Annotated in this window: 9 protein-coding genes and 1 riboswitch; of the genes, 5 read left to right on the forward strand and 4 right to left on the reverse strand. The window is 71.4% G+C overall.

Features of this window, described 5'->3' with window-relative positions:
- Nucleotides 1-47: 47 nt before the first annotated feature.
- Nucleotides 48-153, reverse strand: a riboswitch (TPP riboswitch).
- A gap of 233 nt (nt 154-386) precedes the next feature.
- Complete coding sequence (locus ACSUPR_RS10855) at nt 387-2,498, reverse strand: transglycosylase domain-containing protein (RefSeq protein ID WP_436891022.1); 2,112 nt, start codon at nt 2,496-2,498, stop codon at nt 387-389.
- 750 nt (nt 2,499-3,248) lie between these two features.
- On the opposite strand from ACSUPR_RS10855, the gene ACSUPR_RS10860 reads away from it, so the two are divergent.
- The 5 genes from ACSUPR_RS10860 (at nt 3,249) to ACSUPR_RS10880 (ending at nt 12,871) form a co-directional block, all read left to right on the forward strand.
- Complete coding sequence (locus ACSUPR_RS10860) at nt 3,249-5,219, forward strand: maltotransferase domain-containing protein (RefSeq protein ID WP_436891023.1); 1,971 nt, start codon at nt 3,249-3,251, stop codon at nt 5,217-5,219.
- A 108-nt stretch (nt 5,220-5,327) separates the two neighbouring features.
- Nucleotides 5,328-7,253 carry a maltose alpha-D-glucosyltransferase gene (treS, locus tag ACSUPR_RS10865; RefSeq protein WP_436891024.1) on the forward strand — a complete coding sequence of 642 codons (1,926 nt, stop codon included), beginning with the start codon at nt 5,328-5,330 and terminating at the stop codon, nt 7,251-7,253.
- Between the two features lies 1 nt (nt 7,254).
- A complete protein-coding gene (locus tag ACSUPR_RS10870) occupies nt 7,255-8,640 on the forward strand; it encodes a maltokinase N-terminal cap-like domain-containing protein (protein WP_436891025.1) in 1,386 nt (461 codons plus the stop codon).
- A 417-nt stretch (nt 8,641-9,057) separates the two neighbouring features.
- Nucleotides 9,058-11,223 (forward strand): 1,4-alpha-glucan branching protein GlgB, encoded by a 2,166-nt coding sequence (gene glgB / locus ACSUPR_RS10875; RefSeq protein WP_436891960.1) that lies wholly within the window; start codon nt 9,058-9,060, stop codon nt 11,221-11,223.
- 238 nt (nt 11,224-11,461) lie between these two features.
- Nucleotides 11,462-12,871, forward strand: coding sequence for an APC family permease (locus tag ACSUPR_RS10880; protein ID WP_436891026.1), 1,410 nt, complete (start codon nt 11,462-11,464; stop codon nt 12,869-12,871).
- A gap of 129 nt (nt 12,872-13,000) precedes the next feature.
- On the opposite strand, the gene ACSUPR_RS10885 is transcribed toward ACSUPR_RS10880, so the two are convergent.
- The 3 genes from ACSUPR_RS10885 to frr form a co-directional block, all read right to left on the reverse strand.
- Nucleotides 13,001-14,158, reverse strand: coding sequence for a pyridoxal phosphate-dependent aminotransferase (locus ACSUPR_RS10885; protein ID WP_436891961.1), 1,158 nt, complete (start codon nt 14,156-14,158; stop codon nt 13,001-13,003).
- A 112-nt stretch (nt 14,159-14,270) separates the two neighbouring features.
- Nucleotides 14,271-15,224 carry a phosphatidate cytidylyltransferase gene (locus ACSUPR_RS10890; RefSeq protein WP_436891027.1) on the reverse strand — a complete coding sequence of 318 codons (954 nt, stop codon included), beginning with the start codon at nt 15,222-15,224 and terminating at the stop codon, nt 14,271-14,273.
- A 3-nt stretch (nt 15,225-15,227) separates the two neighbouring features.
- The gene (gene frr / locus ACSUPR_RS10895; RefSeq protein WP_306370665.1) at nt 15,228-15,785 is read right to left on the reverse strand and encodes a ribosome recycling factor; all 558 of its coding nucleotides are present in this window, start codon (nt 15,783-15,785) and stop codon (nt 15,228-15,230) included.
- Nucleotides 15,786-15,787: the final 2 nt, after the last annotated feature.

The raw sequence follows: 15,787 nt of genomic DNA on the forward strand, positions 1-15,787 counted from the left end.
GCACGGCGCACCGGAAGGCGACCTCCGGTGCGCGAGACGCGCCACCGGTGGCGGTTCCCACGACTTCCTTCGCCGGCATTACCCGGATCAGGTGTGTAAGGGTCTGCGGTCGGGCCGCACTCTCAGCGCTCACGCGCTCCCCTGTCGGTTCGCACCCATTATGCGCCATATGACAGAAAAGACCAGCCCTGCGGTGTTCCGTCTCACCACCCGGAACGCCGCGTGGACCGGCACCGGACCCGGCGGCCCCCTCCCGCCGGGTCCGGTGCGGGCCCTCCCGGCGGGCCGCCGGCGAAAGCGGCCCGGCCCGCCCGGGGCCCGGGACGGGGCGGGGGCCCGCGGACGGAGGGCCCCGCACCCCGGCCCGCGGGCGCCGGCCCGCCCGGTCAGGCGTCCTCGTCCTCCTTCTTCTTGGGCGGGCCCGCCGACGGGTTGCCGAAGCGGGACGGGGACGGTGCGAAGGACTCCTCGGGCAGGTCGGACGCGGCCTTGCGCATGGTGGCCTGCCAGATCGGCCCCGGCAGCGTGCCGCCGTAGACGATCCCGTAGTACCGGCCGCCGATCCTCACCCCCTGGAGCGGGTTCTCCTCCCCGCCCCGGATGTCGCCGACCACCACGGCCGAGGCCAGGTTGGGCGTGTACCCGGCGAACCAGGCGTAGGCGGCGTTGTCCGTGGTGCCGGTCTTGCCCGCGGCCGGGCGGCCGAGGCCCAGCCCGTTGGCGGTGCCGCCCTTGAAGGTCTGCTGGAGCAGGTGGTTGACCCCGTCGGCCACGTGGACCGGCACCGCCTCCTCCTCGCAGTGCGAGCGCATCCGGATCTCGCGGAAGTCCTCGTCGCCCTCCTGGCCGACGGTCACCGAGGACACCGGGCGGGGCTCGCAGTAGGTGCCGCGGGCGGCGAAGGTGGCGTAGGCGTTGGCGACGGTGAGCGGGGAGACCTCCTGGTCGCCCAGCGTGAAGGAGCTCCACACCCCCAGCGGCTCGCCGTCGGCGCGGTGGACGCCGACCCGCTCGGCCATCCTGGAGGTCTCGCACAGGCCCACCCGCCTCTGGAGCTGGGCGAAGTAGGTGTTCACCGACCCCTTGGTTGCGCTGATCATGTTGTGCGAGCCCTCGTCGCTCTCACCGGCGTTGCGCACGTCCCAGCTCGACATCACGCCGCCGTCGCAGTTCCTCAGCCCGCTCACGGACACGGACTTGGGCGAGTTGAAGCTGGTCCCGTACTTCAGCCCCTTGTCCAGGGCGGCGGCCAGGGTGAACGTCTTGAACGTGGATCCGGCCTGGTACCCGAGCGAGCCCCCGTCGGCGTGGTCGACGGCCAGGTTGATGGAGGTCGTCCCGGTCTCCTCCCCGTCGAACCCGTACCGCATGTTCTGGGCCATCGCCCGGACCTTGCCGGTGCCGGGCTCCACCAGCACCTGGGCGGCGAACTTGGTGGTCTCCTCCGGCGGCACGCGGGCGTCGATGGCCTCCTGGGCTGCCTCCTGCATCTCCGAGTCCAAGGTGGTGCGCACGGTGATGCCTCCGCGCTCCAGCAGGAAGGCGCGTTCGGCGGGGTCCTCGGACAGCTCGTCGGACTCCTGGAGCCAGCGCATCACGTAGTCGCAGAAGAACGGCTGCTCGCTGTGGTAGCAGCTGCCGCCGCGCGGGGTGGGGTCCAGCCGCAGGTCGGCCCCGAGGTACCCGGCGGCCTCCTCCTCGTCCAGGTGCCCGGTGTCGACCATGCGCCCGAGCACCAGGTCGCGCCGCTCCCGGGCGGCCTCGGGGTTGGTCAGCGGGTCGTAGTAGGAGGGGGCGCGCACCAGGCCGACGAGGGTGGCCGCCTGGCCGGGGTCCAGCTCGTCCGCGGTGGTCGAGAAGTAGCGGCGGGCCGCGATCTCGATCCCGTGGGCTCCCGCCCCGAAGTAGGCGAGGTTGAGGTAGCCCTCCATGATCTCGTCCTTGGACAGGCGGTCCTCGACGTCCATGGCGTAGCGCAGCTCGACGAGCTTGCGCACGAGGGTCCGCTCGCTGGCGCGCCGCACCCCCTCCTCGTCGGTGGCCTGTTCGATGAGCAGGTTCTTGACGTACTGCTGGGTGATGGTCGAGCCGCCCTGGGTGTCGCCCCGGGCGGTGCGCATGGCGGCGCGCAGCAGACCGCGCAGGTCCAGTCCGGAGTGCTCGTAGAACCGCTCGTCCTCGATGGCCATGAGGGCGGCCGGGACCCAGGGGCTGATGTCGTCGAGGTCGACGACGTCGCGCTCGCGCCGGGCGACCTCGGCGATGGGCCGGTGGTCGACGTCGGTGATGAGGACCCGCTCGGCCAGGCGGGAGATCTCCAGGTCGGCGGGCAGGGCCATGAACCCGGACGCGGCGTCGCGGGCGGCCAGTCCCAGGCCGCCGGCCCAGGGCATGACCAGAGCCGCGGTCAGCAGTCCCGCGAGTGCGCCTGTTCCCGCCAGCCTCAGGATCGTCCTGCGTTTCGCTCCGGGCCGGTCCTTCCGTTTCGGCTCCGCCACGTCGCCCCCCTACGCCGTGTGGCCCCCGTCCGTGCACGGGCACGGACGGGGCACTGCTGCACCGACCACCCTCGCAGGGACGGACCGTCATGTTCGGTATGAGATCTGGCGTGTCACCGAAAAGCTTCATCAATCCATGGCAAAGCCCGCAGATCGGACATGTCTCACGCCAAGTGCACAGCTCAACGAAACGGGCATTTCAATTCCTCGACATCAAGACGCAACCACGCCGCGCCGGGGCCCGTACTGCAACGAAGGGCAAAATCTCGGGCAAGCAGACCCCGGGAGATGATTCCGACACACCGGCATGTCCGCAATAAGGTCGGGCGCCCCCTCCGGACATTCGGTCATCCCTACCCAGCCGACACCGCCCCGCAACATGACCGATGAGTTTTCCGACTTTTCACCACAGACAATGTCAGAAGAACCAGAGAGACACCCGAAACACCTGTCGCCTTCTGACCGATTTGCGAGGTTTACCCAGGTGAAACCAGGCAAATACCAGCCAGAAGCCCGAACGCCTAGTGTGATGAGGATCACACAAATTATCCGGCGCTGGCACTCCGCTAAACCACACGAGAGGGCAGACGATAGAGAGCGGAGGGCACCGAAGCCGCAATCCGGACAGAATCCGATCCGGGCACTTCGTTAACTCCGTCTTGCCTTGGATTAACTCTGGGTTATTTCCATCTCCCGAGAGCCAAAGCGCCTCCAGAAAACGCCCGAACCACGACAATTACGGTGTAGCCAGTGATCGGACGCCTGCCCATCCTCGACATCTCTCCGGACAACGATCTCGGCCCGGTGAAAGCGGTCCCCGGTGAACACTTCACCGTCGGCGCGACCGTCATCCGCGAAGGGCACGACTCGCTCGCCGCGGGCGTGGTCGTCTATTCGCCCAAGGGCCGCCGGGAACGCCTCGTCCGCATGAGCGAGCGCGCACCCGGGACCGACCGCTACGAGGCGGAGATCTCGCTCCCCGAACAGGGGAAGTGGTCCTTCGCCATCGAGGCCTGGAGCGACCCCTTCGCGACCTGGCACCACGTCGCACAGGTCAAGCTCCCCCTGGACCAGGACACCGACATCGTCCTGGAGGAGGGCGCCCGGCTGCTGTCGCGGGCCGCCCGCCGCGTCCCCCGCAGACCGCTGCTGGCCCGGGCCGCCGCCGCCCTGCGCGACACCGACGCGACCCCGGCCGAGCGCTACGCGGCCGCGATCACCCCCGAGGTGCTCGCCCTCATGCACGACGAGCCGCTGCGCGAACTCGTCACCCGCTCGCCGCGCACCCGCGTGGTCGTGCACCGCGAGCGCGCCCTGTTCGGCTCCTGGTACGAGTTCTTCCCGCGTTCCGAGGGCGCCCAGGTGGACACCGCCCCCGGCATGGAGGTCTCCGGCACCTTCGCCACAGCGGCCAAGCGGCTGCCCGCCATCGCCGAGATGGGCTTCGACGTGGTGTACCTGCCGCCGATCCACCCGGTCGGGCACGCCCACCGCAAGGGTGCGAACAACGCCCTCACCGCCGGCCCGGGCGAGCCCGGGTCGGTGTGGGCCATCGGGTCGGCCGACGGGGGCCACGACGCCGTCCACCCGGACCTGGGCACCCTCGCCGACTTCGACGCCTTCGTCGCCGAGGCGCACGGGCACGGCCTGGAGATCGCCCTGGACCTGGCGCTGCAGTGCTCCCCCGACCACCCGTGGGTCGCCGAGCACCCCGAGTGGTTCACCACCCGGGCCGACGGGTCCATCGCCTACGCCGAGAACCCGCCCAAGAAGTACCAGGACATCTACCCGCTCGACTTCGACAACGACTTCCCGGGCCTGTACAAGGAGATCCGCCGCGTCGTCCAGCACTGGATCGACCACGGGGTGCGCATCTTCCGGGTCGACAACCCGCACACCAAGCCGGTGGCGTTCTGGGAGAAGCTGCTGGCCGACGTCGCCAGGAAGCACCCGGACGTGCTGTTCCTGGCCGAGGCGTTCACCCGCCCCGCCATGATGCGGACCCTGGCCAAGGTCGGGTTCCACCAGTCCTACACCTACTTCACCTGGCGCAACAGCAGGGACGAGCTCACCGACTACCTCACCGAGCTGAGCCGGGAGACCGCCCACTACCTGCGCCCCAACTTCTTCGCCAACACCCCGGACATCCTCCACGCCTACCTCCAGGAGGGCGGCCGCGCCGCCTTCGAGGTCCGCGCCGTCCTGGCGGCCCTGCTCTCCCCCACCTGGGGCATCTACTCCGGCTACGAGCTGTGCGAGAACACCCCCGTGCGGCCCGGCAGCGAGGAGTACCTGAACTCGGAGAAGTACCAGTACCGCCCCCGCGACTGGGCCGCGGCCGAGGCCGAGGGGCGGAGCATCTCCGGCCTCATCACCCGGCTCAACCGCCTGCGCCGGGACCACCCGGCCCTGCGCGAGCTGCGCAACCTGCGGTTCCACCGCGTGGACGGGCCGGAGATCCTCTGCTTCTCCAAGCGCCGCCCCGGCGAACGGCCCGGCGACCCCGACGACGTGGTCATCGCGGTCGTCAACCTCGACCCGCACCTCGCCCGGGAGGCGACGGTGCACCTGGACCTGCCGTCCATCGGCCGTGCGTGGGAGGAGGAACTCAAGGTGACCGACGAACTGACCGGCGCCTCCTACACCTGGGGGGCGGCCAACTACGTCCGGCTCGACCCCGCACAGGGGCCCGCGCACGTGTTCACCGTCAACGGCAGATGACGGCCCGGGACGTGGCGGGGGCGCTGCGGACGATGTCCGCCGGCGCCCCTCCCATGCCCCGATCAGCCGTTGATCCGATGTCGAACATTCATTGGTGGGGAGCAGTAGATGAGCAACGACGAGTCCGGACCGGGCCGCCCCGAACACCCCGCGCACGGTCCGCTCGCGCCGGCCACCGGGGCCGCCACCGGCCCGCTCATGTCCTCGGGCGGTACCGGTGACCCCTACTGGTACAAGCACGCCGTCTTCTACGAAGTACTCGCCCGGGGGTTCCACGACTCCAACGGCGACGGCACCGGCGACCTCGCCGGACTGGTGCGCAAACTGGACTACCTCCAGTGGCTCGGCATCGACTGCATCTGGCTGCTGCCGATGTACGAGTCCCCCCTGCGCGACGGCGGCTACGACATCTCGGACTACTTCAAGATCCTTCCCGAGTTCGGTACCACGGCCGACTTCGTGGAGCTGCTGGACGAGGCGCACCGGCGCGGCATCCGCGTGATCACCGACCTGGTCATGAACCACACCAGCGACCAGCACCCCTGGTTCAAGGCCTCCCGCGAGGACCCCGACGGCCCCTACGGCGACTTCTACGTGTGGTCCGACACCAAGGAGCGCTACGAGGACGCCCGGATCATCTTCGTCGACACCGAGACGTCCAACTGGAGCTACGACGAGGTCCGCGGCCAGTACTACTGGCACCGCTTCTTCTCCCACCAGCCCGACCTCAACTTCGAGAACCCGGCCGTCCAGGAGGCCATCCTGGAGGTCCTGCGCTACTGGCTGGACCTGGGAATCGACGGCTTCCGGCTGGACGCGGTCCCCTACCTGTACGAGCGCGAGGGCACCAACTGCGAGAACCTCAAGGAGACGCACGAGTTCCTCAAGCGCGTGCGCGCGGAGGTGGACCGGCTCTACCCCGGCCGGGTCCTGCTGAGCGAGGCCAACCAGTGGCCCTCCGAGGTCGTGGACTACTTCGGCGACCACGAGTCCGGTGGCGACGAGTGCCACATGAACTTCCACTTCCCGCTGATGCCCCGCATGTTCATGGCGGTGCGGCGGGAGCAGCGGTACCCGATCTCGGAGATCCTCGCCCAGACCCCGGAGATCCCGGCCAACTGCCAGTGGGCGATCTTCCTGCGCAACCACGACGAGCTGACCCTGGAGATGGTCACCGACGAGGAGCGCGACTACATGTACTCCGAGTACGCCAAGGAACCCCGCATGCGCGCCAACGTGGGGATCCGCCGGCGGCTCGCGCCCCTGCTGGACAACGACCGCAACCAGATCGAGCTGTTCACCGCCCTGCTGCTGTCCCTGCCCGGCTCGCCGGTGCTGTACTACGGCGACGAGATCGGCATGGGCGACAACATCTGGCTGGGCGACCGCGACGCCGTGCGCACGCCCATGCAGTGGAACTGCGACCGCAACGCCGGGTTCTCCACCGGCGACCCCGGCCGGCTCTACCTCCCGCTCATCCTCGACCCGGTGTACGGCTACCAGGCGGTCAACGTCGAGTCCCAGCGCGCCAACCCCGGCTCCCTGCTCCGGTGGACCCGCACGATGATCCAGATCCGCAAGAAGCACCCGGTGTTCGGCACCGGCGCGTTCACCGAGCTCGACGCCAGCAACCCCGCCGTGTTCGCGTTCATCCGCGAGTACGGGGACGACCGCATGCTGTGCGTCAACAACCTGTCCAAGCACCCGCAGCCGGTGGAACTGGACCTGGCCCGGTACACCGGGGTGGAGCCGGTGGAGTGCGTGGGCGGAGTGCGCTTCCCCCGGATCGGCGAGCTGCCGTACCTGCTCACCCTGCCCGGGCACGGCTTCTACTGGTTCCAGCTGCCCCCCGCCACGGCGTCCGGCCCCGACCCCGTCGCCGGCGAGGAGGACACCGCACCGACCTACGGCCTGCCCGCGGCCGGAGTCAGTGCCCGGGCCGCGCTGGGCGGGCGCGACCCCCGCACGCGCGGCGCCCGCCGCACCACGGTCACGATGCCGGCTTCCGGTGAGAAGGGGAACAGGCCCGACTGACATGTCCCAACTCGAAGAGCTTCTGGCCGTGTGGCTGCCCCGGCAGCGCTGGTTCTCCGGCAAGGGGATCCCCATCCGACAGATCCGGATCGAGAGCCGGCACACCCTGGTGTCCGCCGGCCCCGAGGGACCCGACCTCAACCTGCTCGTCGTCCGCGCCGGACAGCGCGGCCGCAGCTCCCGCTACCAGGTACTGCTCGGCTCCCGGCCGTCGCGGTCCCTGCCCCCGGACCTGGCGGGCACCGCCATCGGCGTCTGCCAGTCGCCCGGCGGCCGGGCGCGGGTCATCTACGACGCCGCCCACGACACCCGGCTGACCGCCATGCTGCTGGAACGCTTCTCGGCCCCGGCCGGGGCCGGGGGTGTGCGGTTCCGCACCCTGCCCGGCGAGCGGATCCGCACCGGCTCCGTCGGGCGGCTGCTCACCGGGGAGCAGTCCAACACGTCGCTGGTGTTCGGCGAGGACTACGTCCTCAAGACGTTCCGGCGCGTGTGGCCCGGCCCCAACCCGGACCTGGAGCTCAACCAGGCGCTGCACGGGTCGCCGTACGTCGCCCGGCCGTGCGGCTGGATCGAGGCGGACCTGCCCGGGTACGCCGAGCCCACCACCCTGGCGATGCTCCAGGACTACATCCCCGGCGCCTCGGACGGCTGGGTGCTGGCCACCGCCGACGCCGAGGCCCTGACCCGGGGCGGCGGCCGGGCCGCGGAGACGTCCTTCACCGGGGACGCCGCCCTGCTCGGCCGCACCACGGCGGAGGTGCACCGCAGCCTGGCCCGGACCCTGCCCACGGACGTGCTGTCGGTGACGGCCGTCGCGGAGCTGGCCGACGCCATGGTGGAGCGGCTGGCCATGGCCAGCGCCGAGGTGCCCGAGCTGGCCGAGCACGCGCCCCGGGTGATGGAGGCCTACGCCGACTTCGCCCGGGTCGACGAGCCGCTGCCGATACAGCGCATCCACGGCGACTACCACCTGGGCCAGGTCATCCGCACCCGGTCCGGGGGGTGGGTGCTGCTCGACTTCGAGGGCGAGCCCACCGTCTCCGTCGCCGAGCGCCGGCGCCCCTCCAGCCCGCTGAGGGACGTGGCCGGGATGCTGCGCTCCTTCGACTACGCCGCCGGGTACCTGCTGGTCGCCCACCCCGGCGACGAGGAACTGGAGTGGTCGGCCCGGGCGTGGGCCCGGGCCAACCGCGAGGCGTTCTGCCGCGGGTACGCCGACGGCGGCGGCGCCGACCCGGAGAAGCACCTGACCGTGCTGCGGGCCTTCGAGTTCGACAAGGCCGTGTACGAGGTGCTGTACGAGGCCCGCAACCGTCCGCACTGGCTCCGGGTCCCGCTGGAGTCCATCGCCACGGAGGCCGCCATGCCGCCGATCTCCCGGTGACCGGCGGCCCGCCGTCCGCGGCGGGCCGCCCGACCCTCTCCCCTCCCCTGCCTGTCCACCGTCCCTGTCAACGAGTACCACGGAGCCGCATTGTCCTCGCCACGCAGCGAACAGCGTCCGCGCGCGACCACCGATGAGGAGACCGCGAAGAAGACCGGGAGCAGGGCGGCCTCGGCGAAGAAGACCGAGGCCGCGCCCGCCGAGAAGACCGGCGGCAAGGCGGCGGCCGCGCCCGGGGCCGCCGCCCGGTCGCGGACCCGCAAGGCCGCCGCGGAGAAGCCGGAGAAGAAGTCCCAGGGCCGCGAGAAGGCCGCTGCGAGCACCTCGCCCGCCACCAAGGGCCGGGCGAAGCCCGCCCCGGCGGGGAAGGCGCCCGCGCGCACGGCCCCGGCCCGCGCCGCCGGGCCCGAAGCGGAACTGCTCGCCGAGATCGACCGCCTGGTCGACGGCCACCACCACGACCCGCACTCCGTCCTGGGCGTGCACGCCCAGGGCCGGGGCACCGTGGTGCGGGTGCTGCGGCCGCACGCCGTCGAGGTCCACCTGGAGCTGTCCGGCGGGGAGCGGGTGCGGACCGAGCACCTGCACCGGGGCGTGTTCACCGCCAGGGTCCCGGCCAAGAAGCTCGGCTCGCCCGCCGACTACCGGGTCGCGGCCCGCTACGAGGAGGGTGCCGAGCACGTCGTCGCCGACCCGTACCGGTTCACGCCCACCCTGGGCGACCTCGACCTGCACCTCATCGGCGAGGGCAGGCACGAGGAGCTGTGGCGGGCACTGGGCGCGCACACCCGCACCCTGGAGACCGGGGCGGGCGAGGTGTCCGGCACGTCCTTCACGGTCTGGGCGCCCAACGCGCGCGGGGTGCGCCTGGTCGGCGACTTCAACCTGTGGAACGGCACCGGCCACCCCATGCGCAGCCTGGGCGGCACCGGTGTGTGGGAGCTGTTCGTGCCCGGCGTGGGCGACGGGGCCCTGTACAAGTTCCAGGTGCTGGGCGCCGACGGGCACTGGCGCGACAAGGCCGACCCGATGGCGCGGGCCACCCAGATGCCGCCGGAGACCGCCTCGGTGGTCACGACCTCGGCGCACGTGTGGAGCGACCAGGAGTGGATGGCCGAGCGCAAGGGCGTGGAGCCGCACCGGGCGCCGATGAGCGTGTACGAGGTGCACCTGGGGTCGTGGCGGCCCGGGCTGTCCTACTCCGAGCTGGCCGAGCAGCTCGTCGAGTACGTCACGGACATGGGCTTCACGCACGTGGAGCTCCTGCCGGTCGCCGGGCACCCCTACGACGGGTCCTGGGGGTACCAGGTCACGTCGTACTACGCGCCCACGCCCCGGTTCGGGTCGCCCGACGAGTTCCGGCACCTGGTGGACTCGCTGCACCGGGCCGGGGTCGGGGTCCTGCTGGACTGGGTGCCCGCGCACTTCCCCAGGGACGAGTGGGCGCTGGCCCGGTTCGACGGCACCGCGCTGTACGAGCACCCGGACCCGCGCCGTGGCGAGCACCCCGACTGGGGGACGCTCATCTTCAACTACGGGCGCACCGAGGTGCGCAACTTCCTCGTGGCCAACGCGCTGTACTGGCTGGAGGAGTTCCACATCGACGGGCTGCGGGTGGACGCGGTGGCGTCCATGCTGTACCTGGACTACTCGCGCGAGGACGGCGGGTGGGAGCCCAACGTGTTCGGCGGCCGGGAGAACCTGGAGGCGATCGACTTCCTCAAGGAGCTCAACACCGTCGTGTACCGGCGCAACCCGCACGCGGTGATGATCGCCGAGGAGTCCACCGCCTACCCGGGGGTGACCCGGCCGGTGGACCACGGCGGGCTCGGGTTCGGGCTCAAGTGGAACATGGGGTGGATGCACGACACCCTGAAGTACGTCGAGAAGGAGCCGATCCACCGGCAGTACCACCACGACGAGGTCACCTTCTCGATGGTGTACGCCTACAGCGAGAACTACGTGCTGCCGCTGTCGCACGACGAGGTGGTGCACGGCAAGGGCTCGCTGTTCAACCGGCCGCCGGGTGACGAGTGGCAGCGGGCGGCGAACCTGCGGGCGCTGCTGGCGTTCATGTGGTCGCACCCGGGCAAGCAGCTGCTGTTCATGGGCGGGGAGATCGCCCAGGGCGACGAGTGGTCGCACCTGGACGGGGTGCCCTGGTGGCTGCTGCGCTACGACCACCACGCGGGGACACAGCGGCTGGTCAGGGCGCTCAACGACCTGTACCGGCCCCGCCCCGCGCTGTGGTCGCTGGACACCGACCCGACCGGGTTCCAGTGGCTGGACGGCGGCGACCGCGAGGGCAACACGCTGTCGTACGTGCGGCGGGGCGAGGACGGCTCCGCGCTGGTGTGCGCGGTGAACTTCTCGCCGGTGCCGCGCCCGGAGTGGCGGATCGGCCTGCCCTGGGAGGGGCGCTGGGCGGCGGTGCTGAACACCGACGAGGCCCGGTTCGGGGGATCGGACCACCCGGCCCCCACGCACGTGGAGGCGCAGGTGCAGCCCTGGCACGGACAGCCGTTCTCGGCCGAGGTGACGCTGCCGCCGCTGGGCGCGGTCTGGTTCGAGCACCGGCCCTGACCTCGCCGGGGCGGCCCCGGTCCGGGCGGACCGGGGCCGCCCCGTGCCATCGTCACCGCGGCGTCCTCCGGTGTGGGACGGCGCCGCAGGTCACGGGGGCGTCGTGGCTCCGGGTGGTCGACCGGTCCGCCTTCGTGGATGAAACCCGGCCGGAATTCCTCCGGAACGGCCCTTTACCTCCGCGGAGCCGCGTGCTGGGGTGTCCCCCACCACAGTCACGAACGATGGGACACCCCCTATGTCCGACACCTCCCGGAGTTTCGCGAAAGTCCTCGGCCGGGGCGACGTCCTCGCCCTCGGGTTCGGGGCCATGGTCGGCTTCGGCTGGATCGTGCTGGTCGGCGACTTCGTCAACGCCGCCGGACCCGGCGGCGCCGCCCTCGCCTTCGTCATCGGCGGGGTGATCATGGCCTTCGTCGGCCTCACCTACGCCGAGCTCGTCTCCGCCATGCCCCAGGCCGGAGGCGAGCACCACTACGCCATGCGGGCCATCGGACCCCACGGGGCGCTCGTCGCCTCCTGGGCGATGGTGCTCGGCTACGTGTCGGTGGTCGCCTTCGAGGCGGTCGCCGTCCCCCAGACGCTCGTCTACCTCTTCCCCGGCATGGGGGTCGGGCACCTGTGGACCGTCGCCGGGTACGACGTGTACGCCAGTCTGGTCGCCACCGGCGTGGCCGCCGCGGCGGTGATGACCTTCGTCAACTACGTCGGGATCAGGCCCGCGGCCGTGTTCCAGACCATCGCGGTGCTGTTCCTGCTGGGCATCGGCGCCGTCATGGTCACCGGGTCCTTCGCGGGCGGCTCGGTGGAGAACATGGAACCCCTGTTCACCGGCGGCGCGCCGGGGGTCTTCGCGGTCCTGGTGGCGGTGCCGTTCCTGTTCGTCGGCTTCGACGTGATCCCGCAGTCGGCGTCCGAGGTCAGGATCCCCCACCGCCTGGTGGGCGGGCTGCTGGTGGTCTCGGTTCTGTGCGCGACCGCCTGGTACGCGATGGTCATGCTCACCGCGGGGGCGGGCCTGTCCTCCGCGGACCTGCTGACCTCCGAGCTGGCCTCGGCGGACGCGGTGGCCGCCATGTGGAACAGCCCGGTGATGGGCGACGTGCTGGTCCTGGGCGGCATCGCCGGACTGCTGACCAGCTGGAACGCCTTCCTCATCGGCGGCAGCCGGCTGGTGTACGCGATGGCCGCCTCCCGGATGCTCCCGGCGTGGTTCGGCCGCCTGCACCCCCGGTACCGCACCCCGGGCAACGCCGTCCTGTTCCTCGGGGCGCTGTCGGCCGTCGCCCCGTTCTTCGGCCGCCCCATGCTGGTGTGGCTGACCAACGCGGGCGGGATGAACATCGTGCTCGCGTACATGACGGTGGCGGTGTGCTTCCTGGTACTGCGCCGCCGGGAGCCCGCCATGGAGCGGCCGTTCCGCTCCCCCGCCGGCCCCGCGGTGGGGGCGGTCGCCCTGGTCCTGTCGTTCGGGCTGTTCACGCTGTACCTGCCTGGTATGCCCGCCGCCCTGGGCTGGCCCCACGAGTGGCCGATGGTGCTGGCCTGGTGGATCGCCGGGGCGCTGCTGCTGTGGCGGCTGCCCCGCGTGCCCCCGGGCCCGGACGCCGAACGGCGCCTCATCGAGCTCATGGACGCCCGGCGGTGAGCGGCGCCGGCGGCCCGCCGGGGCCGCCGGGGCCGGGGGCGGTGTCCGCCGCCCTCCCCCGCGCCGGGAGGGGGCGGGGCCCCCCGGGACCGGGTCCGACGGTGAGGCGTGCGGCGGCCCCTCCTCCTATCAGGCGCCGCGGCGGTGCCAGGCGGTGAGGCGGGAGACCGCCTCGTCCAGGACCTCGTCGCGCTTGCAGAAGGCGAAGCGCAGCAGGTGCTCGCCCTCCTTCTCACGGTCGTAGAACACCTGCGCCGGGACCGCCGCCACCCCCGCCTCGCGGGGCAGGGCGCGGGCGATGTCCACCCCGCTCGTGTACCCCAGCGGTCGGATGTCGGCCATCACGAAGTAGGTGCCCTCGGAGGCGCTCACGTCGAACCCGGTCTCCGCCAGCCCGGCGGCCAGGCGGTCCCGCTTGCCCTGGAGGGCTGCGCGCTGGGCGGCGATCCACTCTCCCTCGTCGTCGATCGCGTCGGCGACGGCGAGCTGGAGGGCGCCGTTGGCGCTGAACGTCAGGAACTGGTTGACCGTGCGCACGGCCGTCACCAGCGGTTCGGGGCCCATGACCCACCCGGTCTTCCACCCGGTGACCGCGAACATCTTGCCCACGGAGGACACCGACACGGTGCGCTCGCGCATTCCGGGCAGGGTCGCCAGCGGCACGTGCGGCCTGCCGTCGAAGGTCAGGAACTCGTACACCTCGTCGGTGAACGCGAGGAGGTCGTACTCGCGGCACACCGCCACGACCTCCTCCAGCTCCTGCGCGGTGAACACCGTCCCGGTCGGGTTGTGCGGGGTGTTGACCAGCACCATCCGGGTCCGGGGCCCCACGGCGGCGCGCAGCTCGTCCGGATCGAAGGTGAACCGGCCGGTCACCGGGTCGGGGCGCAGGGTGACCGGGCGGCGGATCCCGCCGGCCAGCGTGATCATCGCGGCGTAGGAGTCGTACATCGGCTCGAACACGATGACCTCGTCGCCGTGCTCGACCAGGGCCAGCAGTGCGGCGGCGATGCCGGCCGTGGCCCCGACGGTGATGTACACCTCCGTGTCGGGGTCCAGGTCGATCCCGTAGTGGCGCGACCGGTACCGGCTGACCGCCCGGCGCAGCTCCGGCCGCCCCGGGCCGGGCGGGTACTGGTTGACGCCCTCCAGGATGTTGCGGGAGGCGGCCTCCAGCAGGGAGCGGGGGCCGTCCGTGTCGGGGAAACCCTGGCCCAGGTTGACCGACCCGGTCTCCGTGGCCAGCCGCGTCATCTCGGCGAAGATCGTCTCGCCGTACACGCGCATTCGTTCGATCAGCGGTTCTTCCACGCCCCGAGCGTATCCGCAGACCCCCGGCGGGACCATCCGGGCACACCTGCGGGGCGGGACCCCCCGGGGGTCCCGCCCCGCGTACGCGTCAGGGCAGGAGCAGGCTGAGCACGATCCAGACCACCGGGCCCGCGATGAGCAGCGAGTCCAGCCGGTCCATCAGTCCGCCGTGGCCCGGCATGAACCGGCCCATGTCCTTGATCCCCAGGTCGCGCTTGAACAGCGACTCGATCAGGTCGCCGACCGTCGCGGCCAGGACGACCGCCAGTCCCAGGACCACGCCGACCCACCAGGGCCCGTCGAGCATCAGGGTCACGCACAGGGCGCCGGCCAGGGCGCAGGCGAGCACCGATCCGCCGAAGCCCTCCCACGTCTTGTTCGGGCTGATCACCGGGGCCATCTTGTGCCGGCCCAGGAGGATCCCGGCGAAGTAGCCGCCGATGTCACTGGAGATCGTCACCACGATGAACGTCACCAGGCGCTGCTGACCGTCCTCGGGGTGGGCGATCAGCAGCAGCCACGTCCCCAGCAGGAACGGCAGGTAGACCAGGGTGAACAGGCTCGCCGAGGTGTCGGCGACGAACCCGTCCGCCCCGCCCCGCAGCCGCCACACCAGGGCGGTGACGGCGGTCAGGGCGGTGGTCCCCAGCAGCCAGTCGGGACCGCCGAAGTAGGCGGCCGCCTGCATGGCGACGCCGCCGATGGCCAGGGGGACCACCGCGACGTCCATGCCCTTGCTGGCGAAGGCCCGGTTGAGCTCGCGCATGCCGATGAGCACCCCCGCGGAGGTGATGATCGTGAACAGCGCGGGAAGCGGGAAGATCGAGAAGAAGACCAGCGCGCCCAGGAGGCATCCGCTGGCGATGGCCACCGGGAGGTTGCGGCCGGTCTTGACCGGCTCACCTCCCGGCTTGTGCAGCACGAAGCGCTGACCGGCGGCCTTGTCGGCCCCGGCGTCGCCGGGACCGACCTGCTGAGCGTCGTCGGGTCTGTGCTCCGGCGAGTGGTCATCGCCTCCGGAGCCGCTGGAAGGAGTCGTCACCGGCTAGACCTCAAGGAGTTCCGATTCCTTGTGCTTGAGGAGCTCGTCGACGGAACCGACATACTTGTGGGACAGCTCGTCCAGCTCCGCCTGCGCGCGGTGGGCCTCGTCCTCGCCGACCTCGCCCGCCTTGACGGCCTTCTCGAAGGCGTCCTTGGCACGGCGGCGGACGTTGCGGATCGAGATCTTGGCGTCCTCGCCCTTGGTGCGCGCGACCTTCACGTACTCCTTGCGGCGCTCCTCGGACAGGTCCGGGAAGACGACACGGATGACCTGGCCGTCGTCGGACGGGTTGACGCCCAGGTCGCTGTTGCGGATGGCGTTGATGATCGAGGTCCGGGAGTTGACGTCGAACGGCGAGATGACCACCATGCGCGGCTCCGGGACCGAGAAGGACGCGAGCTGGTTGATCGGCGTCGGCGCGCCGTAGTAGTCGACGGTGATCTTGTTGAACGTCGCCGGGGTGGGACGCCCCGTGCGGATCGCCGCGAAGTCCTCCTTGGCGACGATGACGGCCTTCTCCATCTTCTCCTCGGCTTCGAGGAGGGTCTCTTCGATCATGG

The organism is Nocardiopsis dassonvillei (assembly GCF_964273065.1).
GTDB classification, from domain to species: Bacteria; Actinomycetota; Actinomycetes; order Streptosporangiales; family Streptosporangiaceae; genus Nocardiopsis; species Nocardiopsis dassonvillei_B.